This window comes from Rhodococcus sp. P4_F3_2 (assembly GCF_056401335.1).
Map to the genome: position 1 here is coordinate 1 of NZ_JBFUJN010000052.1, position 24,857 is coordinate 24,857.

Annotated in this window: 27 protein-coding genes and 2 pseudogenes; 8 read left to right on the forward strand and 21 right to left on the reverse strand. The window is 59.2% G+C overall.

Translation table 11 applies throughout. The features are described from left to right. Positions 1–285 precede the first annotated feature (285 nt). The 4 genes and pseudogenes from AC1DWA_RS30590 to AC1DWA_RS30605 form a co-directional block, all read right to left on the reverse strand. Positions 286–804: a helix-turn-helix domain-containing protein gene (locus AC1DWA_RS30590; RefSeq protein ID WP_477848026.1), complete on the reverse strand. Its 519-nt coding sequence runs from the start codon at positions 802–804 to the stop codon at positions 286–288. A 115-nt stretch (positions 805–919) separates the two neighbouring features. Continuing rightward, on the reverse strand, positions 920–1,420 hold the full coding sequence (locus AC1DWA_RS30595) for a hypothetical protein (protein WP_019750010.1): 501 nt from the start codon (positions 1,418–1,420) through the stop codon (positions 920–922). Positions 1,421–1,438: 18 nt separating this feature from the next. Beyond that, entirely contained in the window at positions 1,439–1,816 is a 378-nt protein-coding gene (locus AC1DWA_RS30600) for a hypothetical protein (RefSeq protein WP_019750009.1), read from the reverse strand. 654 nt (positions 1,817–2,470) lie between these two features. Next, a pseudogene (locus AC1DWA_RS30605) lies at positions 2,471–3,095 on the reverse strand (hypothetical protein). 215 nt (positions 3,096–3,310) lie between these two features. On the opposite strand from AC1DWA_RS30605, the gene AC1DWA_RS30610 reads away from it, so the two are divergent. Further along, positions 3,311–3,559, forward strand: coding sequence for a hypothetical protein (locus AC1DWA_RS30610; RefSeq protein WP_477848028.1), 249 nt, complete (start codon positions 3,311–3,313; stop codon positions 3,557–3,559). Between the two features lie 161 nt (positions 3,560–3,720). On the opposite strand, the gene AC1DWA_RS30615 is transcribed toward AC1DWA_RS30610, so the two are convergent. Beyond that, positions 3,721–6,882, reverse strand: coding sequence for an AAA family ATPase (locus tag AC1DWA_RS30615; RefSeq protein ID WP_477848030.1), 3,162 nt, complete (start codon positions 6,880–6,882; stop codon positions 3,721–3,723). A gap of 257 nt (positions 6,883–7,139) precedes the next feature. Then, a complete protein-coding gene (locus tag AC1DWA_RS30620; protein ID WP_477848032.1) occupies positions 7,140–7,784 on the reverse strand; it encodes a hypothetical protein in 645 nt (214 codons plus the stop codon). A gap of 288 nt (positions 7,785–8,072) precedes the next feature. Here AC1DWA_RS30620 and AC1DWA_RS30625 point away from each other — a divergent pair, with 288 nt between their 5' ends. Together AC1DWA_RS30625 and AC1DWA_RS30630 are read left to right on the forward strand one after the other, a co-directional pair. Next, positions 8,073–8,708, forward strand: coding sequence for a MerR family transcriptional regulator (locus AC1DWA_RS30625; protein ID WP_477848034.1), 636 nt, complete (start codon positions 8,073–8,075; stop codon positions 8,706–8,708). 219 nt (positions 8,709–8,927) lie between these two features. Then, the gene (locus AC1DWA_RS30630; protein ID WP_477848036.1) at positions 8,928–9,887 is read left to right on the forward strand and encodes an esterase/lipase family protein; all 960 of its coding nucleotides are present in this window, start codon (positions 8,928–8,930) and stop codon (positions 9,885–9,887) included. A 129-nt stretch (positions 9,888–10,016) separates the two neighbouring features. Here the strand turns inward: AC1DWA_RS30630 and AC1DWA_RS30635 are convergent, their stop codons facing one another. The 4 genes from AC1DWA_RS30635 to AC1DWA_RS30650 all read right to left on the reverse strand — a co-directional run bounded on the left by AC1DWA_RS30635 (position 10,017) and on the right by AC1DWA_RS30650 (position 12,099). Beyond that, positions 10,017–10,226, reverse strand: a complete 210-nt coding sequence (locus tag AC1DWA_RS30635) for a hypothetical protein (protein ID WP_477848038.1) — start codon at positions 10,224–10,226, stop codon at positions 10,017–10,019. 428 nt (positions 10,227–10,654) lie between these two features. Then, on the reverse strand, positions 10,655–11,422 hold the full coding sequence (locus AC1DWA_RS30640; protein WP_477848040.1) for a hypothetical protein: 768 nt from the start codon (positions 11,420–11,422) through the stop codon (positions 10,655–10,657). Between the two features lie 54 nt (positions 11,423–11,476). Beyond that, positions 11,477–11,797 (reverse strand): type II toxin-antitoxin system PemK/MazF family toxin, encoded by a 321-nt coding sequence (locus tag AC1DWA_RS30645; protein WP_477848042.1) that lies wholly within the window; start codon positions 11,795–11,797, stop codon positions 11,477–11,479. After that, positions 11,794–12,099, reverse strand: a complete 306-nt coding sequence (locus tag AC1DWA_RS30650; protein WP_477848044.1) for a hypothetical protein — start codon at positions 12,097–12,099, stop codon at positions 11,794–11,796. Before AC1DWA_RS30650 ends, AC1DWA_RS30645 begins: the two co-directional genes overlap by 4 nt. Positions 12,100–12,428: 329 nt before the next feature. Between AC1DWA_RS30650 and AC1DWA_RS30655 the strand changes: the two genes are divergently transcribed. The 3 genes from AC1DWA_RS30655 to AC1DWA_RS30665 are packed head-to-tail and all read left to right on the forward strand — an operon-like array spanning position 12,429 to position 14,962. Further along, entirely contained in the window at positions 12,429–13,025 is a 597-nt protein-coding gene (locus AC1DWA_RS30655) for a TetR/AcrR family transcriptional regulator (protein WP_477848046.1), read from the forward strand. After that, positions 13,022–13,513, forward strand: a complete 492-nt coding sequence (locus AC1DWA_RS30660; protein WP_477848048.1) for an HXXEE domain-containing protein — start codon at positions 13,022–13,024, stop codon at positions 13,511–13,513. The genes AC1DWA_RS30655 and AC1DWA_RS30660 overlap by 4 nt, the downstream gene beginning before the upstream one ends. A gap of 39 nt (positions 13,514–13,552) precedes the next feature. Further along, positions 13,553–14,962: an aldehyde dehydrogenase family protein gene (locus tag AC1DWA_RS30665; RefSeq protein WP_477848050.1), complete on the forward strand. Its 1,410-nt coding sequence runs from the start codon at positions 13,553–13,555 to the stop codon at positions 14,960–14,962. A 282-nt stretch (positions 14,963–15,244) separates the two neighbouring features. Here the strand turns inward: AC1DWA_RS30665 and AC1DWA_RS30670 are convergent, their stop codons facing one another. Beyond that, positions 15,245–15,640, reverse strand: coding sequence for a PPOX class F420-dependent oxidoreductase (locus tag AC1DWA_RS30670; protein WP_477848052.1), 396 nt, complete (start codon positions 15,638–15,640; stop codon positions 15,245–15,247). Between the two features lie 28 nt (positions 15,641–15,668). Continuing rightward, positions 15,669–16,895 (reverse strand): MFS transporter, encoded by a 1,227-nt coding sequence (locus AC1DWA_RS30675; protein ID WP_477848054.1) that lies wholly within the window; start codon positions 16,893–16,895, stop codon positions 15,669–15,671. A 140-nt stretch (positions 16,896–17,035) separates the two neighbouring features. Between AC1DWA_RS30675 and AC1DWA_RS30680 the strand changes: the two genes are divergently transcribed. Next, positions 17,036–17,383 (forward strand): ArsR/SmtB family transcription factor, encoded by a 348-nt coding sequence (locus tag AC1DWA_RS30680; protein ID WP_477848056.1) that lies wholly within the window; start codon positions 17,036–17,038, stop codon positions 17,381–17,383. A 52-nt stretch (positions 17,384–17,435) separates the two neighbouring features. Further along, positions 17,436–18,419 carry a LysR family transcriptional regulator gene (locus tag AC1DWA_RS30685; protein WP_477848072.1) on the forward strand — a complete coding sequence of 328 codons (984 nt, stop codon included), beginning with the start codon at positions 17,436–17,438 and terminating at the stop codon, positions 18,417–18,419. On the opposite strand, the gene AC1DWA_RS30690 is transcribed toward AC1DWA_RS30685, so the two are convergent. From AC1DWA_RS30690 to AC1DWA_RS30730, 9 genes and pseudogenes are all read right to left on the reverse strand, one after another. Beyond that, positions 18,391–19,242, reverse strand: a complete 852-nt coding sequence (locus AC1DWA_RS30690) for a DUF6282 family protein (RefSeq protein WP_477848057.1) — start codon at positions 19,240–19,242, stop codon at positions 18,391–18,393. The genes AC1DWA_RS30685 and AC1DWA_RS30690 overlap by 29 nt on opposite strands. Next, complete coding sequence (locus AC1DWA_RS30695) at positions 19,218–19,907, reverse strand: RraA family protein (protein WP_477848059.1); 690 nt, start codon at positions 19,905–19,907, stop codon at positions 19,218–19,220. Before AC1DWA_RS30695 ends, AC1DWA_RS30690 begins: the two co-directional genes overlap by 25 nt. Beyond that, positions 19,904–20,704 (reverse strand): isocitrate/isopropylmalate family dehydrogenase, encoded by an 801-nt coding sequence (locus tag AC1DWA_RS30700; protein WP_477848061.1) that lies wholly within the window; start codon positions 20,702–20,704, stop codon positions 19,904–19,906. The genes AC1DWA_RS30695 and AC1DWA_RS30700 overlap by 4 nt, the downstream gene beginning before the upstream one ends. Next, positions 20,701–21,003 carry an isocitrate/isopropylmalate family dehydrogenase gene (locus tag AC1DWA_RS30705; protein ID WP_477848063.1) on the reverse strand — a complete coding sequence of 101 codons (303 nt, stop codon included), beginning with the start codon at positions 21,001–21,003 and terminating at the stop codon, positions 20,701–20,703. The genes AC1DWA_RS30700 and AC1DWA_RS30705 overlap by 4 nt, the downstream gene beginning before the upstream one ends. Further along, on the reverse strand, positions 20,978–21,718 hold the full coding sequence (locus AC1DWA_RS30710) for a hypothetical protein (RefSeq protein ID WP_477848065.1): 741 nt from the start codon (positions 21,716–21,718) through the stop codon (positions 20,978–20,980). The genes AC1DWA_RS30705 and AC1DWA_RS30710 overlap by 26 nt, the downstream gene beginning before the upstream one ends. Beyond that, complete coding sequence (locus AC1DWA_RS30715) at positions 21,715–21,897, reverse strand: hypothetical protein (RefSeq protein ID WP_477917440.1); 183 nt, start codon at positions 21,895–21,897, stop codon at positions 21,715–21,717. Before AC1DWA_RS30715 ends, AC1DWA_RS30710 begins: the two co-directional genes overlap by 4 nt. A gap of 121 nt (positions 21,898–22,018) precedes the next feature. Then, positions 22,019–22,306: pseudogene (locus tag AC1DWA_RS30720) on the reverse strand (FAD-binding protein); the annotation flags it as partial. Between the two features lie 25 nt (positions 22,307–22,331). Continuing rightward, positions 22,332–22,916, reverse strand: a complete 585-nt coding sequence (locus tag AC1DWA_RS30725) for an antibiotic biosynthesis monooxygenase (RefSeq protein ID WP_477848068.1) — start codon at positions 22,914–22,916, stop codon at positions 22,332–22,334. A 51-nt stretch (positions 22,917–22,967) separates the two neighbouring features. Next, complete coding sequence (locus AC1DWA_RS30730; RefSeq protein ID WP_477917438.1) at positions 22,968–23,963, reverse strand: NAD(P)H-dependent flavin oxidoreductase; 996 nt, start codon at positions 23,961–23,963, stop codon at positions 22,968–22,970. Between the last annotated feature and the right edge of the window lie 894 nt (positions 23,964–24,857).

A 24,857-nucleotide genomic window follows, 5' to 3' on the forward strand; every position in this document is an offset into this window, starting at 1 on the left:
GTGAGTCGAAATCCCCGCAACCAGAGCGATTGCGGAAACTTAACTGAACGTCTGACCGGGACGCTACAACACCGCCTGCATGCCCGACTAGCCTCCAATGCCCGAATCCATCCGCCGAAAGTCGTACTCGAAGTTACGGAAACATTTCCCGAACACTCGGACCAGGCGGTTTGTTCACGCGAAGGGTGTGACGAGCCTCATGATCACGAAATGGTGACCGATGGTTCATGGGCAGTGATTATTCGGCAACCCGACACCGATAGGTCTTGACAGCCGGGACGAGGGTTATCTCGTCGCGGCGGTGCGGCGAGGTCCGACTGCTGCTTCGGCGAGTCGGGCGTAGCCCGGTGAGTCGGCGGGAACCTTCCGGCGTTGATCGGAGATGCGCAGCTTCGCGGCGACATTGGCCAACAGTTCCAGTGAGGTAGCGGAGAGGCCATTCGCGGCCAGAAGTAGGTCTTTCAATTCCTGGTCGTCGAGATGGTCGACGATATCGGCGTCCTGGGCCTCGACGAGGCCGCGGTCGCCGGCCCAGGGGACGGTGAAGAAGTATCCGGGGGAGACGCCGAAGTAGTCGGCCAATGCGGCCACGACCTCATCGGGCGGGCTCGTGCGAACACCGCACCGCAGTTGGGAGAGATATGGTGTCGAGATCCGACAGCCTCGCTCGAGAAGGCCTCTCGCTACCGCTGTGTTCGTCAAACGCCGCCCTCGTCGGGCTGCGTCGACGGTGGCGAAAAGTTCGTTCAACCGGACCTGGAACACGTCCTCGCCGGCTACCCGCCCGACCATCAACTGACTCACTTTCTTCTGTCTACCTTTCGTGCTGCGAGGTGAGAATGTCAGCGAGATAAGCGGATGCCCGGTCCTGCGACGCGCTGCGGGACCGCGCGGCCGGGACCACCCACACGCGAGAGCTTCACCGCAGGTTGCGGGCCGGGTCGAGCAGTAGCGTCACGGTGCGGAATTGTTGTTCGGCACTGGCTGCTAGAAAGGCACACCGATCCGCGCGCACGCCCGAATCCGCAGTGGCCGTGTCCTTGTCGGCTGCGGCCGGACAGTCGAGAGAGGTGAACCGGTCGACGCTGCGGTCGAATATCTCGATCGGTGAGGAACTCTGACCTGTCCACGCCCGCGCCAGACCAGCTGCAGTCGATTCGTCGATACTTCGCACCAACGCGGACTTGCGACCCAGGGAGTCCGCGCACAACGATGCCTGGAAACGGCACGAGAATTCGACTTCGGTACCGAATTCGGCGCACTCGGATGCGCACCGCTCACCCGCGCCGGCACTCAGGCTGTCGACGGAGCCGGCTCCTGGCGAGCAACCCGCTGACATGATCGCCGCGACCGCGAGAGTACCGATCGCACATCGGCGAACAACGGTGATACGGACACGGTGATGCACGGTTTCCTGCATGCCGGGTTCAGCTCTTCTCTACCAGGCGCTTTCGGCGTTGAAGATGTTCCCCTGATTGATCGCGGGGTCGACGAGATACAGCCCGACACGACCGCCGGGGTGCGAGGCTGCCTCGTCGACGAACTGATCGCCGGTGACCGGGGTCCATGCTCCGGTGTACCAGATGGAATCGTGCGGCAACCCGACAGTCCAGGCGTCGCCGAATGCGGCGTTGATCAGATTGCCCGCGTTGATCTGGCTCGCGACGACCGTCTCGTGGTGATCGAGAATGACTCCGACGTAGCCGTTTCCCGATACCGGAGTCGCCGCCGAGGCAGAGCCTGCGCCGGCAATCGCCACAGCTCCAGCAGCCGCCGGGATGGCCAGAGCAGCAACGATCTTGAGTGCACGCGTCATCGAATGAGCCTTTCCTCGTTCGGATCCAGCCAAATGGTCGAACCCGAGTTCTCGAAACCCGGAACGGGGTTCCCGTGTCTCCAGTGAACGACACGCGGCAAACAATCGGCAACCTTTCGGGGTTACTTGCGAGTCAGATCACACCAGCAATCACCATTCGCCGACCGTGTCGATGGCGGATGCCCATTCTGTACGAACGATTCCCCGCCGGTGAGACCTAAGGCGGGAATCAGGCTTCGCCCAGTGGGCTTGGATCCAACGCCGATGCGCGCAAGGTTGCTGGGTGGCATTGAAAGAGGAACTTATCCCATGGATACCGGTTGTCCGGTTTACAATCTAGTTGCGTGGCCGCACGGATGATTGACCGCGCACCGAAAGAGGCCATCTGGGTTGTGTGCTCAACGCAGGTGGCGTTTAACCGCCCCGGTTCGACGTGCAGGGCCGGGGTCTCGGTCGCGGTGCTGTGAACAGTCGCCACAGTGGGGTGGACGTTGCCACGCCATCGTCCGGACTCAGGGTTGTTGCAACTGAGCATAATGCCACCCGAAATGCATCGCCGATAACATATATTATGTCATTCTATAAATGAAAGTCGATGCACTGCAACGAAATACATCCACGGTGAACGTAAATCGTCAGTATCGAGTGTTGGCGCTACCAGAGTGAGAGCGGACGTCCTGCGGCCTCGGCCGCAGCGATGCGCTCGTCGATGACGTCGCTTCTTACGTGGTTCTATCCTGGTACGGATCGCGGCGGCGATGGCGCGAGTGCGACCCGCGGGTCCCCGGACGTCGGCGAGTGGGCTGGCGATGTTGCGTCGCCGAGGCTCGTATTCGCTGTAGTTGCTGCGATTGGTGCCCAACCGCATGTGTGCCGGGTTGGTGCAGCCGGCGAGGTTGCATTGATGGCACAGCGCGGCGTCGTCGGTGTTGGACCAGCCCAAACTCGAAATGACACCGTATTCGAGCTGGTAGGCGAACAAATGCGCCGGCACGGTTCCGCGGCGAGACGGTCCGGGCAGGGGCGCTGCCCGGAAGGAACCATGCCCGGTCGAGGACACCCCGCCGATCCAGGGCCAGCACTGATTCCGGCGGCGTCGGTAACGCTTGGACTCGAACCGAGAAATGACGGCAGGATCGTCGAGCCAAGAACGCCACAGACGCTCCGGAATGCGTACAGGCTGGGGCTGCCCGATCAACGTCATCTGGAACGCCGGCAGCGCGGGAGTGCTGTCGGGCATGCCGGGCAGCGGCAATGAAGCATCGCTCACGAACGTCATCGCCTGCTCCTGGCACTCGATCCGGACTGTTACCCGAGCTGACTGTAGGAGCGTGCACCGACAGGACCACTCCGCGTCGACCTCGGATGGACGTGGGTAACAGCTCCAGCGAGTGATGGCGGCATCGAGCACACTCAGCCCCCTGCTCTGTCAGAGCGTGTGTCGCTGGGCCCCGAACGCGGTTGCCGCGAAGTTGCTCTGCCAGAATTAGGAAGATGACCGACAAAAACGGCACAAGCAAAGATGTGACTGCAGTAGGTTCCCGCGTGCGAATCACGGTGTCAGACTCCGATGCCGGTGGCAGCGTGGCATGCACGGGTGTGGTGATCGAGGACTACCAGGACATGGTCATCGGCCGCGGTTCGGTGGGGCGGGACTGGGCTCCGGTGCAGCGGTGGGCGATCGCACTCGATGACGGGCGCCTGGTCTTCGCGAACGACGAAGACCTGACGGAGGCCGACTAAGGTCGTTGCGCGGTCCAGCGACCGCTTCTCGGGTCCCCGCGAGACCCCTGGAGCGGTAGCCGCGTGACACGCTGGCCCGAGGATGCTCGCGGTCGTCACTATCGCGTCAGACGCCACCAAGCACCGATCAATTTCAGTCGGGCGTCATCGCACTAACAAGCTCAGCTCGTTTTACGTCTGAATCGGCCCGGTCGTATCCAGGTCTTAAGGGAAAATCGTTTGGTGCGTTCAGCGGCGGGGCGCTCCACGTGATGGTCTTCTGTGTATCGCTGGTCCGGCTTCTTCGAGCAGGACTCGACACCCTCACTTGGCAAGGGGGACATCAACGGTGACAAGTAAGCCGACCTTCCGTTCGCTGGATGAGGATCGTCCTGCGCGAGCTGCCGGAGCATGGGTTCGATATCTTCGAAAACACTGTCCTTGCGCACGCCGTAGCTCGTGGGTTTGCCGAATCCTTCGATCGACCTGAGAGCGGATTTCGCCCCGGCCGGATCATCCCGTGCGATCGCGAGGCCCCCTCGGAGGACATAGTGCATGCGATGGTGATCGGACTGTGCCCGCTGCAGACGTACCTCTGCAGTGGAAAGAACGTGTTCGAATAGTGCGAGCGCATCACCTCCAGCATCTCGAAGAATCGCCAAAAACATCGCGATACCAGTGTCAAGCATCGCGATACCAACATTGTTAACTTTCTCCAGAACTTCGTCAGGAAAAAGATCGAGTGGAGGTTGCGCCAGTTCGTCGAGCGTCTCCAGATCCGCGAGGGCTCGCGAATACTGCATCGAATACGTGAAAGCTTCAGCTCGCAATCCCAAAAGTTCGATCCGTTGCAGCATGGGTATCTCGACAGACAACTCTCCCGTAGCCAATTCGATCGCCAAAGCATCCGCACCGCCCTTACTAATCAGGCTGGTGATTCCCTGTATCGACGCAGACAGAGCGGCTGGTACCGACTGCGGAATCTTCGACTTCAAGACGTCGACCCGCCGAAGAAGGCCCTTCACATCACCAGCGGATGAGATGCCAATCGTCATCAGCATGGCGTGATAGTTCTGAGTGATAATCGAAAGGGAAGGCAGCTCGTCCGGATCTGAATCGACGGTTCGAGCTTCAAGAGAATTAATTCCTATCTCCGCAATGGGAAGAATTTCGGAAATCGAAAAACCGCGTTGAATATTCACATCAATCAGCTGTAACGCAGTCTTAGTCACAGCCAGATCAACGCGCATTTGCGGGTATGCAGCAGAAAGCTGCCTCAGCTGCTGCAGCCCGTACTTGAGTGCAACGGCTGATTCGTCGAGGCGACCCTGAAAACGAAACGCAAGGGCTAGATTGCCGGCAAGTACGCTCGTTGTTATCGAGGCGAGAGAATCATTGAACGAGAGACCTGTGATGCAGGCAGCATGCGGACTAACAGTATGGACATGGTCGTACTGTTCGAACTCTATATAGTGCTGAAGCCACCGATCGACGTGAAACGCGGCGCGTATCAGTGCGTCCTCTGAACGCTCAGTGCCAATCACTCGCTCAATGCGCGAACGAAGAACAAGCTGAGTGATGCGATTAATCGAGATGGTGTCAGACAAAAACTTAGAATGCCCGCCATCTATCAGGTGATATCGTCGCTGAATAAGTGAACGTGATCGTAGAAGTTTGATGATGTCGTCGACGGTATTCCGATCGCATGATTCGGTTGGGCCCTTCAGTCCGCTTTCGACCATACTTTCTTCCGAAATAAGCGCTGCGGCAAAGAGTAGCTGAATCGGAATATCGTCCTTGGCGAAATAGGCGGCTGTGTGAAGAATCCCAACGGCCCATGACGTGACCTCATTCTCGGAAGAGTTCCCGTTGGATATGGATTCGAGACCTTCCACCGCCAGCTCGATCGCGCGGACAAGGGTCCGCGGATAGCCTTCAGGAATTGCAGAGTCATCTGCGAGGGCACGGGAAGCTAATCCTGCAAGGTAGGTATCAGTTGTTTGTTCAAGTGAGGTTTGCGCGGCCGCGATGTAGCCCGCTGCCATCGCGAGCGCCAATGGCCAGTGCTCTAACGCGGCCGCGAGGCGGCCCAGGACAACCGCATCGCGCGATTCTGCGCCAAGTAATTTGCTGAGCAGCTCCACGGACTCCGATTGTTCCAGTAGTTCAACAGTTTCACTCCGCCTACCGTTCCACGAACTACCGTTCAGTGTTGTAACAATGATGTCGCCGTCACCAACCAGGGGAAGCCAATCTGCAACCGCATGCATGTCGTTCGCGTTATCGACAATGAGCAACCATGAACCGGGATGTCTCGATAGTGCCAGAGTTATTGCTGCTGGGTTAACCTCCTCGGCGTCGCCGGATTCGCTATTCGAGGGGAACGCGGAAATCAAGTCGCTGAACGAGCTTCGAATCGTGTTCTCGTCGGTGGCGTTAATCCAAGCCATGAACTCGTAGGCATGGTGATTCTCGTACGCATATTCGGCAGCAAGCGAAGACTTGCCAATGCCCGACTGACCTCGCAGGACAAAGAACCCCGGAATACGTGGTCTTCGACCGGTGTCAAGCCCGTGCGCGATCTTTACCATATAGTCAGGGCGCGAAAGCCGTGGCAACGGCGGCCACGCACCAATGGTATTGCCCCAGTCGTATTCTCCGAGTACCGATGCCGCAGTCGCCGGGTCGACGCGAAGCCACTGAGCAGCGTCTTGACGAGTAACTCTCGTACGAGAGAGTCCTGCGGCACTCTGAAAGATACGGTCAACGAGATAGCCAACTACCAAACCTGATGCCTCCGAACCCGTTCCGATTCGGTGCGCGGTGCGGATGCCCCGTACTCTGGCATGAATCCTCCGACGGTAGTCGGCTACTGTGCCCTCCACAATCGTTATGCGGCAGGCATCCAGTCGGGCTCGTTCCTCGGGGGACCATTCAGTGAAGAGGGACGGGTTCGCATCAACTTCGGCCTGACTATCGCCATTTCGAAGCGCCTTACTCAGGCGTTCAGCAGGCCGGGATAGCTTCCGGTTGGTGATGAGCTCGTAGTGATCAGACTGGCTCGATCTGACCAGTTTGAGCAGAATTTCAAGAACGTCATTCGGACTGAACTTCGGTCCGCGATCAGGATTTTCGATCGACTTTATCTGCGCTATCAGCGTCTGACCTTGCATGCCTCCAGACATCGCAAGGTCGACGGCATAATCGTTCGCGGCATCTGGGGACCACGTTTCTTCAACGTACATGGTGTCGAATTCGATCGAATCTTCCACCATGTCAAGAAGATGCGAAGCCGTGACAAGGTACTGGAAGTGAAATCCTCGCGCTGCAGCCTGACCACTCACAAACCCCCCTTGCTGTAATAGATAGCCAGTTTAACCACGAAACCGCCGAACTGCTCGGGCGCGAACGGCTACTAAGCGACCTACCGACCGGCGCCAACTATCGCATCGGTCGCGCGATCAACTTGGCCACGATCGGATGGCTTCGACCGAACAATCACGGATGGACCACTAAATGGGTGGTTCTCCTCACAACGACCGGAATTTCAAGCACAGCGCAGGGGAACACCCGACCTGACGAGCGTGCCGACAACGAAAACTCAGAAGCGATAGAGATCGAATTGTGAACCCTCGAACGGGAGTTCTCTCACCGGCACACTATCCCCGATCACCCTCGCAGCCGACTGAACCGCACGATCCAACTGGCGCTGATCATGCACACTGTCCGACCAGAAACATCGCTCCACCGACGTGTCGATCACCTCGGAATCCGACACGACCGCTGCCGCATACCTATCAGCAAGCTCGCCCCCATCCCGATACGGACTGTCCTCCACCAAGCCGACATACGGAACATTCGGCGCGGGAAAAGCACTATCCAAAAAGTGGTGCGGACCCGCGTACACCATCAACCCGAAGTCCTCGAAGCCCAACACCGCCGCCATACCACCACGTCGGCGGCCAGGATTGATCGTGTTCTCCCCTCCCAAACGAGAGGTTTTCTCGCGCAGGTACGGACATACCATCGCCGAATACAGAACACACGACAAATGCATCGGCACATCCCGATCATTGGCAAGGGGACGCTGATACATCCGAATCGTCGCGGCATCTCCCTGCGCGAAAGCCCGATACACAGGCCGGCCGCGGGGCATCTCGAAACCACACACCGCGCACCCGCGGCGCATCACCAAAGCAACATTCCGAAAAGGAGACGTGCTACTCAACACCGGCACACCATCCACCCACGCAGACTCCGCCGGAACAACGAAACCCCGCCTATCCCGTGGCAAACCCTCGATCCACGGCGCAGGATCAGGAACAACTCGTCTCATGAAACCCCCTGTTCAGCGAACAAACCGCTCAAATCACGGCGACGAGTAATACATTCGAAAACTGCCAGCAGCGACCGACTGACCGGACACCGCCGAACTGTTCGCGGTCTGTTCCGCGATCGATCCACGGTATGGATAGTGACTCTATCCATATCGTGGATAGTGCTACTATCCACTTGTGAAGTCAAGGAAGGACGAGTGAAGGTTTCTGAACTCAGTCAGCGCAGCGGGGTGTCGGTGGCTTCCATCAAGTACTACCTGCGTGAGGGCCTGCTGACGGGCGGTGTGCATACGGCCACCAATCAGGCCGTGTACAGCGAGCAGCACATTCGGCGATTGCGTCTGATTCGCTCCTTGATCGATATCGGCGGTCTCTCGATTTCGCATGTGCGTGCCACTCTCGCGGCAGTTGACGATGAATCGATGCCCATGCACGACGCATTCGGGGCGGTAATGCACGGTCTCGACGAGGTGCCCGCCGATACCCGGCCCACCGACATCGAAACGGCCTACGACGAAGTGCAGGAATGGCTTTCGTCCAGGGACTGGCACATCGAGTCGGACGCGCCCGCGCCGCATCGGCTGGCCGAACTTGTCGCTACGCTGCGCCGGTTCGATTTCCCGACAGCGCTCACCGATTTCGACAGTGTCGCCGAGATGGTCGAGCGGACTGCGCAGATCGAAGTGGAATACGCCCGGGCCATGCCGGATCGCACGGCTGCCGTCGAGACGATGCTCATCGGAACCGTAATACTCGAACGAGCCATCGTCGAGGTTCGCCGACTAGCCCTCGAAGCCGCCAGCGCCCGGATCGACAACGCGCCGCGTACGTAGCTGTGATCAGTCGGGTCCTCACTGCGCCATACATATTGTGTGGCAAGCAGTTCCAAAGGTCCTTCGCGAAAGAATGCATCTGGGCAGATCGAATCCGCCCGGTTGATCTTGCCCTCGCGTCGTCACTCCCTCCAATCCGCAGGTATTAATCATTCTTACGTATTGTCTGCAAAAGGCCGTTAGCGTGACGTCAATTGTCCGCTATTTACGGAGGTAGAGATGTCGGCGTTTCGATCCGTGCTGGTCATACTAGGCGGCCTGGCACTACTGATCGGCTCGTCTGCCGGCGCCACCGCGATGGCCAAGCCTCAGTACCCCGTTCCCTATGATCTCTTCGTTCAGGACTCCGTCCGTGATCCGTACGGATCCGCAGTGGGCTCCAATGACTGGAATTGTGTACCTTCACCGGCACATCCGGAGCCTGTGGTTCTTCTACACGGACTGGGAGCCAATCGGTTCAATCTATTCACCACAATCTCACCGCTGCTGGCCAATGAAGGGTACTGCGTTTTCGCACTCACCTACGGCATCGACAAGAGCCTGCCTGCGCCGTTCGATTCGGTGGGCGGTCTGGGGCAGTTCGATGACAGTGCAGCGGAAGTTGCGGAGTTCGTCGATCGTGTTCGAGGCTCCACCGGCGCACAGAAGGTCAGCATCGTGGCAATTTCGGAGGGCACTCTCGTCGGAGACTACTACGTCAAACATCTTGGCGGAGAGCGCGTTGTGGACAAATTTGTGTCATTGGGTCCGCTTTGGCGTGGATCTCTCGGGACTGGTCCGAACGGTGATGGCCAGTGGATCCTCGACCTAGCGCCTGATGACGCGCGGACGGTGGTTCCATTCTGTGCGGGTTGCCCTCAAGGGCTACCGGCTTCGGATTTCCTGGCCAAGTTATGGGCGGGTGCCGAGACCGGAGTTGCCGGGCCTTATGCGCCGACAGTGACGTACACGAACATCATGACGCGATACGACCAGTTAGTGGTTCCGTATACCAGTGGATATGTCGAAGCACCTAACGCCACGAATATCGTTGTGCAGGATGGATGTTCGCAGGATTTCTCGGACCATTTGGCGCTTGCAGCGTCCAGGGTGGCAACAGGCCATGTGCTCCATGCCTTGGATCCGGAGGACGCCCGCGCAGTGCCCTGTGTATTTGTGACGCCGTTTCGCGGGGATTGATCCGCTCGCGGGATTGTGCAGCCGAGCAAGAAATTTCAAGGCGGCTCCCAGACGCTATGTTACTTCTTGGCTGCGGCGTCGGTAGAGCCACAACGCGCACACCGTCGATGCGGGCGTATACGCAAGACCTCAGCTACTGGTAAGCGCGCCGACGACATGAACCAGCATGAACGTGACGAGGAACGTCAAAAGGGCGCGCCGCCGGGGCCACCGCATGCTGGCGATAGCTATCAACGGAGCACCGATGGTCATCCCGACTGCGAAGGCCGAGGTGAGGAGTCCGGCGGCAGGACCGAGACCCCCGGCGGTGGGGGCCGGGACCCCTGGATCACGGGCCATGTTCGGTATGAGACCGGACAAAACGAATGAGTACGTCGGGCGTGTCCTGGTAGTGGAGGGATTCTCAGAAACTCCGCACAGGCTGTGAGTAAGCGTGGGTAGGTAGAAGTCTGACTCGTCGGATGATGTGTGTCGTAGTAAATGACAGTCTGGCGCTGATCTGGCGGGCATAGTCCAGCGCCAGATCGGTCTCGGTACGTCGGGATTTCGGAGGGCCACTTGCTGGCCGGGTGCAGGTGGGGATGCTTAGACGATCGGGCTGTTTGTGATGTGTCGTTAATCAGTCGTTTTGAACCTAACCGACCCGCGTTCTGCGTTGTGAGGGCTATCGCATCCGCAGTCGAGGCGGGGGATGCACGGTGAAGAAGGCAGTCGTCGCGGCGTTTGGGGAACGACTGCGTCGACGACGTTTGCCGCGATCGGCATGGTCAGGGTAGTGCTGCGAGTGCTTCCTGGAGTCCTGGGTAGGTGGGGTCTTCGGCGAGGATTTTTTCGATGCTCTTGCGTGCGGCTGCTTTCCGGTTCTGGGAGAGATCGACCTGGGCGCGTTCGAGGAGAGCACGGTGGCGCACCTCGGAGGCGCGGGAGCGGATTCGTAGTGCTTCTTTGAAGCTTTCGCGCGCTGCTTCGTTGTATCCGAGCTGAGCGAATGCTCGTCCGCGCAGTGCGAACAGTAGCGCGGTGGCGTCGTCCTCGTTGGTGATGCCGTTGGTCAGATCGACAACGTCTTGGTGCCGGTCGGCGGAACTGTAGAGATCGGCCAGCGAGAGTGCTGCGTGAGCTGTCGCGGTCGCGTATTCGACTGTCCAGATCGCGGCGGGGAGGTCGTCGGCGCCTTGGTGCAATTCGGCGGCGGCGAGGATGAGGACGTCGTCGCTGATGCGCAGGGCAGCTGTGACGCCGTGGACGATTTCTACTGGCCACCTGCGTTCGGGGAGATACCTCTGCACGAAGGGATCAGTGGGCAGGTTGACGTGTTGGGCGACGACCCATCCGAGGAGTGAACGTGCTCGGTGGGCGGCGGCGGGGTTGGTGTCGGCGAATTCGAAGTGCAGCAAGCCTTCCAATGCGGCTGCGAGGATTCGCAGGTTCGGGGCGATGTGCCCGTGCCGTTGAGCGACGCCGACGTAGTCGGCTGGTGTCCGTGAGTGCAGGATCTGGAACAGTTCACGCTCCCAGGCCGGCAGGCTGCGCAAAACCTAGCGAAAGAACCTCTCCCGAACCAACGTCACAGTCGTTCAGTGGGTTCGTCAGGGCAGCCCAAGTGCGATCGCAAGAGCTTTGTTCAGTTTGACCACTGTCGCGGGGGCGAGCGATCCCGCAGGCCTGCTCGCGGCGATCTCGTCGTCGAAGAGCTGGATGAGGTCATCCGTCAGGATCGAACCAACGAGAGGATCCGCGGCCCCGAGAGGGACGGCCGTCGGAACACCGGGCTTCGGTGTGGTGGTCACACGGGCGGCGAGGACCGTGTTCAAGTTGCGATTCCGGACATTGTTGGACACCACCACCCACGGCTTCTCGCCGTGCCCCATGTCGAACCAGTAGATCTGCCCGCGAAGCGCGGCCGTCATTCGCCGTAGGCCTGGTCGACACGCTCGGCGTAGCGATTACGGCGCGTTCGCTGCTCACCCAGCCCCTCTGCCTGATCCTTCGCAAGCTCGGCATAGCCAGCCTCGAGTTCGCCGCGGCGCCGGTGCTCCGGTATGCCAGCCGCCCAGAAATCACCTTCGATAGGAGGGATCTCCTCTTTGATTGCGGATTCGACTGGCCCCGTAGCCGCCGGCTGAGATGTGGGGCCGTGGGAGCGGGCGCAGATAGCTCGTTTGAGCTGTGTGGGAACCCTGGCAGTGAGGCACGCGACCGTGGCTTTCAATCATTTCTGCATCTGAGAAGTCAACCAGGTTCGACGTTGGCGAACTCCTCCATCGCTACGGGGTCAGGTTGCGGATCCTTGAACCCGTCGTTCATCGATAGCTATCTGCTTGTCGATTCGCGGGTTGCTTGCTGGACGGTCACCAAGCTTTGGATCGGGAAGTGTCGATCGGTGCCCTGGCCGGGCACTTTTCTTGTGGCGTGGCCCGTCGGTTCGGTGTATGCCTTCCGTTCATCCGACCTCTACCTGCATTTTCGATGTAATTTGACTTGCGGCACAAACGGGGATGTTTACGTGACGCAACGTAACGTCTATTCCATTCTCAAACTATGCCCGCCAAAGTTGCTGCACAAGGACGACCCCGCCGCGCCGAGGTCGATACGAACATCATCGACGCCGCCCTGGTCGAGATGAAAAGCAAGGGGCTCTCGCATCTGACATTGGAAGCAGTCGCTGTTCGAGCGGGAGTAGGCCGGCCGACGGTGTACCGGCGCTATCGCAACAAGGAAGAACTAGTCCGCGCGGTTCTGATGGCAAAGGTGCTCAGCTTGTCGATCCAGAAGACCGATGACCCAGTGGAAGATCTCATTTCGATGGCCGTGACATTTGCCCACGACCTCGACAAGTCCGGACTGTTGTCGGTAGTCATCTCCGCTCACGCCGAAGCGCGACACAATCCGGTCATGGCGGAGGTGTTGAAAACCGACTATCTGCTTCCCCGAAATACTTCGATCGTGGAGTCGATTCAGCGCGCACTCGGCTCGGACGATCTCGTTCCGGTCGATCCGGAGACTGTGCGGGACTTGCTGTTCGGGCCACTGATATACCGCCTGTTGATCGTCGGCGACAACGTGACCTCGGCCGGATTGCGAGAACTCGCCGAGACTGCCATATCAGGCATCCGAACAACGAAGCAACGTCCATGAACACCCGAGTTCCCCGATGGTTGACCTGGGGCCTGCTCGCGGCGTGGACCGCTCATGACATCGAAGAACTTGTCACCATGCCGGAATGGGCCCGAAAAGCGCGGAATCGCACCATCTTCGGAGTTCCGGCTCCGATTCCTGAAATGTCTGAGCAGCAGGCCGCCGTGTCGATCGGATTGACCGGGTTGATGATGGCGGTCGCTGCCAGGGAAGGCGCGCGGACGGGTGGGCGCAGTCGACTCTTCCAATGGGCACTTGCCGCTTTCGGATGGCACAGCGTCAGTCATGTCGCCTCATCGGTGATCTGGCGCGGGTATACCCCCGGTGTTGCCACTGTTGTTCCCGTAGTCGTGCCGTTCTATCTACTCACGCGAAGCGAGCTGAAGAGGCAAGGAGTTGCGGTCGACAATCGCCGCTTGGCTCCTGGCGCGCTCATCCTCTTCGTCCTGACCTTGGCCATAGCGCACAGCGCTGCACGCATGGTGTAAACGCAACCGCGACACCGTCCCGATCTCCCAGGAGCTCATATGACGACAACACTGGTCAATCACTCGAAAAACGCCGCCGACATCGTCGCTCACGCGGTCACCACCACACGAGCAGCGGCCCCGGCATGGGCCGCAGCGAAGCGGCAACCGCACCTCTTGTTGTGGAAACGACTCATCCACTCCAGGTCCGACGAACTCATCGACCTCGTCTGCGCCGAAACCGGCAAGTCTCACGTCGACGCCACCGTCGAGGTCACCCTTGCGCTCGAGCACCTCGATTGGGCTGCGCGGAACGCCTCCCGTGTGATGTCGGAACAGCGCGTCCCTCGACGCTTGTTGGCGTTCAACCAATCCGCTGTCATCCGCAGACAACCCTTTGGCGTCGTCGGCGTCATCGGGCCGTGGAACTATCTAGTCTTCACTCCCATGGGATCCATCTCCTACGCTTTGGCAACAGGAAATGCCGTCGTGTTCAAGCCGAGTGAATACACTCCGCGAACGGGACAATGGCTGGCGCAAACCTTCGCTGAAGCTGTCCCACAACACCACGTCTTCGAATTCGTCATCGGAGACGGCAGAACCGGGCAACACCTGTGTGAAGCCGAGATCGACAAACTCGCCTTCACCGGTTCGGGCCCCACCGGCCGAAAAGTCATGGCCGCGTGCGCCGAACGACTTGTCCCGGTCGTCATGGAACTCGGCGGTAAAGACGCCGCCATCATCGCCGACGACGCCGACCTCGTCGCCGCAGCCCGATCGGTGCTGTGGGGAGCGACCTTCAACTCCGGCCAGAGTTGCGCCGGCATCGAAATCGCGATCGTCGTCTCCGGCGTATACGACGAGTTCCTCGAGCACCTCACCCAACAGGCGAAAGACCTGGTAGCCGGGGTCGACTACGGTGAAATGACCACCTCAGCCCAACGGGAGATCGTCGAACGACACGTCGCATCCGCTGTCGACGCCGGCGCCCGCACGGTCGTCGGGTCAACCACCCCCATTGACGGCCGTGTCTGCGAACCAGTCATTCTGACCGACGTACCATCCGATCACCCAGCAATGACGGACGAAACCTTCGGCCCCACAGTCCTTGTCGTTCGAGCATCGAACATCGATGACGCCGTTGCCATCGCGAACCGAAGTCGCTACGGACTCGGGGCAGCGGTGTCCTCCCGTCGTCACGGCGACAGCATCGCGCGGCGCCTCGAGGTGGGGATGGCGTCGGTCAACGACGTTCTGGCGTTCGGGTCCTCACCTGAACTGCCTTTCGGTGGTGTGAAAGGCTCTGGATTTGGACGTATTCACGGCGATGACGGACTACGCGAATTCACCACCGCGCAAGCGATTACACGACGTCAGTTCCGCTCACCGGTTCGGATCTCGGAGCCGAAACCTCGTCACATTGATCAGGTAGCCTTGAAAATTGTGGGCACTATCATTGGTCGATTCTAGGTTTTGATCAGGCGATCTATGAGGGCTCTTACGGCGAAGGCCGTTACTTCGCTGTGGTTCTTTGGCAGTGAGAGGGCCTGTTCCGAATCTTATCGACTGGTCGAAGAGACTGGGGCGGCTGAGTTTGCGCTGATTTGTCGGGGTGAGGATCCTGGGCGGCACAGAAGTGCTCTTTGCTTTCAACGATTTCCAATGGTCTGAAACCTCAACCGAGTTTGGGTAGATGCTATGCCGCGAGTAATGGACGGAACCCCCATCAAGGCCTTCGCGGGTTTCGGGGTGTCAGGATCGGCCCACTAGGTGCTGCGGGGTGAGGCGGATGATGACCCGTCTCGCTTCGGGATCTTTTTCGGTCCAATTACTTCCGGTGTATGCGAGTGACAGCCGTTGGATGAGGTCTCCGTCCGGGTCGTCGACGATGATTGCACTTCCTCGAAGTTCGATGCGGCGCATCGGGTTCTCAGAGTCAGTGATGCTGATACTGATACGTGGATCGCGGACTATGTTGGTGTGTTTGCGGCGCCCCTCGACGGTCGAGAATGCCACAGTGTTGTCGTCGTGTGTTATCCAGACTGGGGACAGTTGGGGTGAGCCGTCTGGCTCGATTGTGCCGACGGTGGCGATATGGGGAGCGTTGGTCAGATCTGATGCCAAGGTTGCGAGTTCTTGTTGGTTCATCTTCGCTCTTCTCGGTTGGCCGATTTGTCTAGGTGGTCTCGATGGATTTTGCGACTGCGACTCCGCCGGCGACGGCGGCGAGGAACAGAACGACACCGAACACGGTTACCGCTGTGGGAATGGATGTGGCGTCGATCAGGTAACCGGCAACCAGGGGCAGTATTCCTGCGGGGATGTAGCCGCCGATGTTCATCAATGCATTTCCTTGTGCCCGAGATGTAGGGGGAACATGCATTCCGATCAGCGTGAGCCCCCCGAGTTGGCCGAGGCCTTGGCCTGCGCCGGCAAGGAGTGCGGAAACGATGAGTAGTGCTGCGGCGTCAGATTGGACGGCACCGTACAGCGCGAGCATCGACAGTGCGGTGGATGTTGCGCCGCCGATGAAGATTGTTCGGATCTGAGCGCGAGCCACGGCAAATTGGATGCCTGTGGCGACGAGGAACATCGCGCATGCAGTTCCACCCGCGACCAACGGACTCGTAACTCCTAACTGCCGGGCAAGCAACGAAGGGCCGAGGGAAAGGACGAATGAGGTTGCAGTAATCCCCGGTCCGAAGACCGCGATACCGAACAGCACGTAACGGCGAAAATGCCGGGGGACCGACGGCAGACGTAGCTGAAACGGACTGCGATCATCGATGTCTGCGAGGTTGGTAAGTGGGCGGGAACGGACGACAGCGATAGTGGCGATGACAATGAGTAGCGCTTCCGCACCGAACACCCAGGTGACTGGCTCATCAAGGTACTGAGCCATGATTCCTGCGAACAGTGGGCCGAGTCCGGCCCCGAGGACCATGGCAACGGATGCGAGTCGCGCGGCGGTCGCGCGAAGGGTGTCGCCTCCTGCATCGACGACGGAAGCCATTCCGGCAGAGACGATGACGCCGACCGAGATGCCGGTGAGCAGTCGCGCAACTATCAACATGGCGACGTTGTCGGCGATGAGGAAGAGGGCGCTGGCAGCCAATGCGACGACGAGTCCGGGCAGAAGTACGCGTGGGCGACCGAAATGGTCGGATAGTTGCCCCGCAACAAGGAGCGTCAGAAGTAGGCCGAGGATGTATGCGCCGAAAATGACCGTGAGCATGCCCGAGCTGAACCCGATGCTCTGTTGCCAATGGACGTAGAGCGGCGTCGGTGAATTCGAGAGCACGAATACTGCCGTGACGACGAAGGCCGCGGACATTACCGCAGGCATGGATCCGGGCACGGGTGTCGACGAGTGCGTGGAGGGCTGAACCTCAGAGCTTGTCATGGAGTCTTCCCTTCGGAATCATGTACGTAAATATTCGTACTGACAGGACCATAGTCGTATTGGTTCGAAGTTTCTAGTGCAACTTCCGGCTCGCATTCGTACCGGTTCGACAAAACTAGTATTGGATGTATTCTGCAGTTATGGTCACAATCGCGGTTCCTGAAGTCACAGATGAGTACCTGCCACCTCCCATCGAAGAGCCATCAGTCGACGAACTCGACCTCGCCGCAATTTTCGGCGCGCTCTCGACCCCCATCCGCCTCGAGATCGTCAGACGTTTGCTCGCCGACTCCGTCGAATACGACCACCCGTGTAGTTGGTTCGGCTTCGATCGACCGAAATCGTCACTGACGCACCATTTCAAGGCTCTACGAGAAGCCGGATTGATCAGGCAACGCCAATACGGAATGGAGCGGCGCAGTCGCGTGCGGTACCAGGATCTCGAACGTCGATTTCCGGGACTTCTCGATCTGATAGCCAGAGGCTGAACAACTTTCGACGCATGCTCGCCCAACAACAGGAGGACCTGAATTGACCGTTGTGCGAACGTCACCTATCAGATCATCGACGGCCGAATTGCTCGGTCCGATCGCCACTATCGATGACATCAACATTCGCAGTGTTCGATACTTTCTCACTGTTGCCGATACCGGATCGGTGTCTTCCGCATCAGCGCTATTGCAGGTCGCTCAACCAACCCTCAGCCAGCAGATCAAGCGACTCGAATCCCGCATCGGTTTCGAACTGTTCACCCGGAACGGACGGGGGCTGGTGTTGACCGCCGCCGGCGAGGCTTTCCGTAACCGCATCGCACCGCTTCCGCTGCAAATCCGTGACGCGATCGAAGCCGCGCGGCCTTCACCGCCCCCTCACGTCCTCCACCTGGCATTGTGCCCAGGGATTGCCTACGCGCGTATCTCAGACCTCACTCGGCTTTTGCAGGGCTGCTACGCAAACAAGGTGGAGGATCACCTCGATGTGCGATTGCATTCGACCGCCACATCAGATCTACTGGCCGATCTCAAACAACAACGGATAGCGCTCGGAGTGGTGCGACTTCCGTTCGATCACAAGGAAATCAATGTGACAGCATTCCGGACGGACGTTCTCGGAATCGCCGTGCACAGCAACCATGCATTCGCCGGCCGGGACGCGGTGACCTGGAACGAATTGTCGGCACAGCAACTACTCTGCTTGGACACCGCCCAGAGCGACACCGAAAGAGGTGGAATGCTCTCTCAACTGCACCAACGCGGATGGTTCCCGGAGATAGTCTCGATCGACGACGATCATCCGGCTGTCATAACCCACACGCTGGCAGCCAATCCCTCAACCCTCATGCTGACTTCGCGAGATGACCTCCCCGCTTCGAGAGAACTCCGCTGGATTCCACTGTCGGATAACCCTATTGAAGAGACGCTTGCATTGGTTGCCTCTCGTTCATCCGTCTACGCGCGCGTCCCACGCGAGCTGGCAGGGCGAATGACCAGCCGTATCACCGAAACAACAAGCGAGACGGGTTGACCCGTGAGACCCGGTCGAACACCTCTGTAGCGCACCACTGACTTGCCAACTGCCAACCGGCAGGAAGATCGGGACGATCCGGTTGGCCGAGGTCGCTCGACAACACGACCTGTTGGTGAACACCGGCAAGCTCGATAACCCGTTCGTACGGATGCCGATTCATCAAGACGCTCAGCGCAGTCACCTCAACCCAGATAGCCGGATTGGACGCGAACTCTGCGATGTGGTCCAGGGAGAAACCCGACATCGGGTGTGTCGCGTGGGTGAGTAAAACTCGTTCGACACCGATCGCCGCGGCAGCATCCATGATTCGTAGACTCTCGTCAGCGCTGCTGTGCCCGGTCGCAATAATCAGATCATGATCTCTCACGCATCGGAGAACGTCGAACGTCTGCCTGGACACAGTGCCCTCTGCGGTGAACGCGGTAGCGGACGACCATCTCGCGCGAGTGAAACCGCTATGCGCGAAGCTTTCGACCCCTGAGCTGTGTCCGCTACGCATGGTAGGAAGAAAGACGATCACGCGTGCGTCACAATGCTCCCCCTGAGCGAAGACACCTCGCTCGACCGCTCTGGGATCGACGCCACCAGCCACATCGTTGAGGACGACCGACCCGCTTACTGGAAGCCCGAGTTCACGTGCTTCCCATGCCGATTCGCAGGTTGATCCGAGATGTGACTTGGCGACGAACCAAGCCCCCATTCGTTGAGCGTGTCGGCCCGTTTCTATGACGCTGTGTCGACGACGAAGAAGGTCCGGCCCCGCGTGGACATGAAGATCGACCAATGCCGGTGCACTCACCGTTCCCGGTCCTCGTTCCACGGCTGGGCATATCCGAATCGCGACCGTGCCTCATCGAGGCGGATACCTTCACTTACCGCGGCCGCGATCTTCGCTTCGGTTCGGTCGACGGCTTCTGCCCGTGTGATGACCTCCGCAGCTCTGTCTTCTGGAATGACGAGAACACCATTGTCGTCGGCGATAACGAGATCCCCGGGACAAACGATGACCGTGCCGACAGTCACCTCACGGCCCACGGAGTCCAGCTCGACCCGATTCTTTCCGGACACCATCGACACTCCGACACTGAACAACGGATAGTTCGCGTCGCGGATTTCGGCGATGTCACGTGCAGCCCCGTGTACCACAGTCCCTCTGACCCCTAGACGCTGAGCGACGGAGGTCAGCAGACCTCCCCAATTCGTGCAGTCGGTATTCGCGAAATTGTCCACGACGACGACCGAACCTGCGGGCACATCATCAAGGTAGTTGGCAGCATTGTGAAATCCGCTGGCGGACTCCGTAACCGGCCGGTAAGTCACTGTGTATGCAGGGCCGACAGTTCGGGAGCCGGGCACCCTGGGTACCAGGGCCTTGAGGTGGCCGGTGAGACCCAAGCTGTCGAGAGCATCCGACACGGCAGCAGTATCGAGTTGTTCTGCCCTGTATACGAGTTCGGCGGACACTTGCGGCTTGGAAGTGGTCATCTTTCGATCTCCTTCAGAACTGCGTTTGCTGCTGCGGTAGTGGTTGCGGTACCTCCGAGGTCGTAAGTCACCTCGGACGAGTGGCGCCGCTCCACGACTGCGCGAACGGCACTGCGGATGGTTGTCGCTTCACGGGGGAAGTCATGATGTTCGGCGATCTCGGCGATTGTCAGTATGGTCGCCAACGGGTTGGCGCGTCCGGTGCCCGCCATTTTCGGGGCACTTCCGTGCACTGGTTCGAAATAGCTGCCGCTACTCCCGAGATTCGCGCTGGGCGCCAGCCCGAGTCCGCCCATGATCCCAGCACCAAGATCGGACAGAATATCGCCGAACATGTTCTCCGCCAGTATCACTCCGAAACGTTCAGGGCGGGTGACCATCCACAGGGCTAGTGCATCTACGTTGAGGATCTCCACCTCGATCTCGGGGTGCTCCTCGGCAATCGATTCGACGATGCCTCGTAAAAGCGTGCTCGAAGCTCGAAGTACGTTCGGTTTGTCGGCCACCGTGACGCGGTCGAAACCGTGCGAGTGCGCGTACGCGAATCCGAAACGCACCAATCGCTCGATACCGGTGCGCGTCTGCAGCCGAATCGTCGCGGCGGTGTCCTCGCGGCCGGAGTCTGCGGCGTTCGGGTGTACCCGCACGTGTTCCCACAAGTCCGCCGGTACCGGCCGGAAGTCCAGGCCGGCGTAAAGACCTTCAGTGTTCTCACGGATGACGACGAAATTGAACTGGTCATTTCGCAGGTCTCGAATGGGGCGCACGTTGGCGTAGAGCCCGAGATTCTGCCTCAACTGGATGACGGGCGATCGGTAGATCGGTAGATCGGTGGATTGACGCGAAGACGAGTGGGTAGTTCCTGCTCGGCTTCTCTGGCGGGTTTGCTGGTGATCGCCCCTAGTAGGCACGTGTCGGTTTTACCGAGTAATTCCCAAGTCCGTGGAGGCACAGGGTCACCGCCCGATCGCCAGCACTCCCAGCCGACATCCCCGTATTCGAGCGCCCAGGGCAACCCAACGGTTTCGATCACGGGGAGCGCAGCGTCGATGACGTCTGGGCCGATACCGTCACCGGGCAGAACTGCTAATTGCATGGCTTGTCTCCAAAGGTTGGCGGATCTCGGTCAATGCGACGTCGATGCACGTCGGGTTGTGGTGATGTGGTCGCATACCGGCGCCGGCCACCGATAAAGTGCTGGACGTTGGCCCGTCGGCAGTGTGTTCGGCCCCGACCAATTGGGATCGTGTTCCCACGATGCTCACGATTCGACCCGGGTATCTGTGCGTCGCCTCGTCGAGGTTGACTGTCCGCAACATCGACAGTCCGGTAGCAATTCGTCGAGCTGCGACAAGGCGGCTGTGCCGTGCCAGCTGCAGTGGCGGAGTCGGAGATGCTGCTTCACCGGCGGGCATCACTTTTGCGTGCAATTCGACCATGGCCGCGTCGATATCCCCTGACGCGGCGAGGTTGATGATCGTGGTCAACCGGTCGCTGAGTTTGGGGCTGGTCCGCACCGGTCCGGAGACCGTGAGCACTGGACACGATAGGCGGTTCCGTACTGCGAACATTGTCGCGACGGCGCCCCCGAGGGCATTTCCGCAGACAAGATCGAAGTGCAAGCCGGAAAGGTGTTCAGCCCACAACTCTGCCAAGTGTTCGATGCTGGTGGCCTCTTCGGTGAGGGAGTTCGTGTCGACGATGTGTGCGGCGATTCCGAGTCGATCGAGCCCTGCTCTGATTGGTTCGACGGATGCACCTTCGTCCCAGATCGGCAGTGCCGGAGCGAAGATCACTGCACGAGCGGTCACGCGCTGAGCGCCTGTTCGAGGTCACGTGCCGCACGAACTCTGGCTTGCGAGTCCAGTCCGTGCACCTTGCTTTTGTGTTCGATCGACAGGTTGTATCGCCCGAGTAGTAGATCGGTGGCAGGAACGACTGGCGCCGATTCCGGAACCGCGTCTGATAGCAGGGCGGAGAGGTCGAGCAACGATGGACGCTCCACCTCCGATGGGGCTTGCCGGGGCGGACATGGACGGCTGCCCGCTGACGAAGGTGTGAGGAAACGGGAATTCATTGAAGCTGATCTCGACTCCTCGATCCTGCAGAAATGTAATAGCTGCGGGTGTGTCCTTGTGCAAGATATGTAGGTAGTCGAGATCAGCACGCCCTCCCGAGGTTTCAGTGAGCCGATCTGAGTACGTGTCGTCGAAGTTGTGTTCGTTGTCGATGCGGAGGAACGCCCCGGTCCATCGGGTGGCGCCACCGCGCTGTTCGCGGGTAGATCGTTCGAGGACGGCTACGTGTGCGTCGGCGTCGGCGCTTTCGAGGTAGGTGACGGCAGCGGAGAGCCCAGCGGCTCCGTGCCCTATGACGACGAGGTCGAACGAAGTGTTCACGGTGGTTCCTCTCTGATCGGGGATGTCAGGACTGCGGGCTGATGATGTGTGCCGAGCGGTAGAGCCTGTAGCGGGCTTCCGTGGTGGATTCAGCGAAAGCTGCGTAGCGCGTAGTGAACTCGGGGTCGTCGAAAATCGCTTCGAACTCGTTCAGACTGTTCCATCGGGCGAAGTTGACGATGCTGTCGTTCTGTGTGCTTCTGAGCAATCGTGACCCGAGGAAGCCGGTAGCGGTGTGGGCGACGTGGTCGACTGCGTCGTTGAGCGCTGCCAGTGATTTTTGAGGGTTGTCAGTGAGTGCGACGTTGATGAGAGTGACCTCGTCAGAGTTCGGGCGGGGAAAGACGCCGGGGGCGCTGTAGGTACTGGTGAAGTGAATACGGTCGTATCGGACCAGTCCGTCGACGGTCCACGGGTCGCTGGCGACCAGTTTGTCGACAGCTTCGTCGTCGAGGTCTGAGGTGATTACGACGCCACCACCCCCGTCTCTGGGTCCGGCTGCGACCACAGAGCCGGCGTTGATTTGCTCGCGTAGCCATCGAATGTGGTCAGGTTTGCTGCGGGTGAGGACGTCAGAATCCGCAAGATAGGTCAGTTGTAGTACGAACATCGGTTTCGCCTTCTTTCGTTGTCGCTGAATGGTGCTCGGGGCCTTGGCCGGTCAGTGAGCGGGAAGTGCGTTGCGGAACTCGGTCGTCCCGAGCGCGTCCAGAACCGAGCAGGCCTGTGTGATCATCGACTCGATGATCTGAGCGGCCGGTTGAACCGAGGTGATCAGATCGATGTTCTCCCCCGCGAACAACGGTCGTTGTGTGACGTCGTCATCGGAGACCGATTGCGACCACGCGTCGACGAGGGCGGCGGCGTGGTCGGCGAGTTCGTCTTCATGGCCAAACCATTTGCGGGAGAAGTCGTTCCCGAGAGCGCGAGCGGTGTACTGAGGTGGCCAGGGAATTGAACGGATGATGTCGAAGGCACGGGTATCGAGGAGATCTCGACTGTGTCCGTTGATCAAGGAATCGGTGAAGGATGGGCTTGTGAGCGCTTCGGCGGCGGCGGCGAACCGAGTGCCGATCATGACCCCGTCGGCGCCGAGAGCGAGTGCTGCCGCCAGTCCCCGGCCGTCTGCGATTCCACCGGCTGCAACAAGTGGGATCTGTCCGTTGAGTGCGTCCGCGACTGCCGGAATGAGCGGAAACGTTGCACGGTCTTTGTGGTGTCCACCTGCTTCGGATCCTTGGGCAATGATCACGTCGGCTCCGGCAGCGGCGGCTTCTTGAGCTTGGTCGGTGTCGTGAACCTGCACGGCGGCTAACAGGTTCTCACGTTGAATGGCTGCGACGTATTTGTTGGTCTGGGCGGCATTTCCAAATGACAATGCAACGAGTGGCGGCCGGTGAGACAAGACGCTGTCGAGCAAGTGAGGGGCCTTATCGAAGGTGAACATCACCAGGCCTGCCCCCCAGACGCCACGTGACCGGGCGGCGATGGGCAACTCCGAATCTATGAATTCTTCGTTGCCGTAGCTGACTCCGACGAGGCCGGCACCACCAGAGTTCGAGACTGCGGCGGCCAGTTGACCACCTGCCACTCCGCCCATCGGTGCGGACAATATCGGATAGCGCGTTCCCAAAAGTTTATTCACTTTATTTACCATGCATAATCCTCGCTGTACGTTTCGGGATCTTCACTGCAGGAATGTGACGGCATGAACGTACTTCTGAAAGTCATAAACGTCTATTCGCTATTAGTGATAGCTGATATTCAGATTTTTGGTTGAATATCGGACTATGGCAAGACGGTGACTAGAGCGAGGTGAGCAGCGGTTTTTATGTTCGACAAGATCCGTTTTGTCCACATTTGGCGGTCTAATTGGCCATTTGAGATGAGGGGAGATGTATCGGCATTAAATTATTGCCAGAAGTCAACATATTCATTCGTTAACATTACGTATACTTGGCATGTCGAACTACATAGTGTGATCTTCGTCATTTCAAATAGGTGAGTCCCGATATCAATTCTCTCGATACTTAAACCTAAGGAATGCACAAGACTAAGTAAACTGAATATCCAAAAGTATCCGAAATTTGCAACTTTGAAGTAAGGGCAAGCATCCCAATTGTTCGTCGACGTGGAGACCTGCGCGAAAGCTCACCACTTCTGATGGGAGACTGATTCCACGCAGGCCGAAGATGCCGAAACGCCCTGCCGTCCAGTCGATGTTGCAATCATCATCGATGCCATACGACAAGCTTCGTATCCGCGAGCCTTTTCATATCCGCAGGGGCCCATGCACTCGAGAAAGGAATCGACAGCCGGCTTTGTCTCTTTCGCACGCCAACGACGAAGAGATCGATTGCCGGAGTTGGGTCGAACAGCTTGACAGCAAGTGGACGGCCAGTTTCGCTGGTACCGTCGATGTCATGACTCTGCAGAAAGGCGCGTGAGCGCCCACCTCGGGCGCAGGTTCCTGCGCCCCCGATACGTCTTCTTCACCGCGGCTCACCTGTGGGTGGTCGACGAGCGTCAACCCGTTGCGGCACTGATTGAT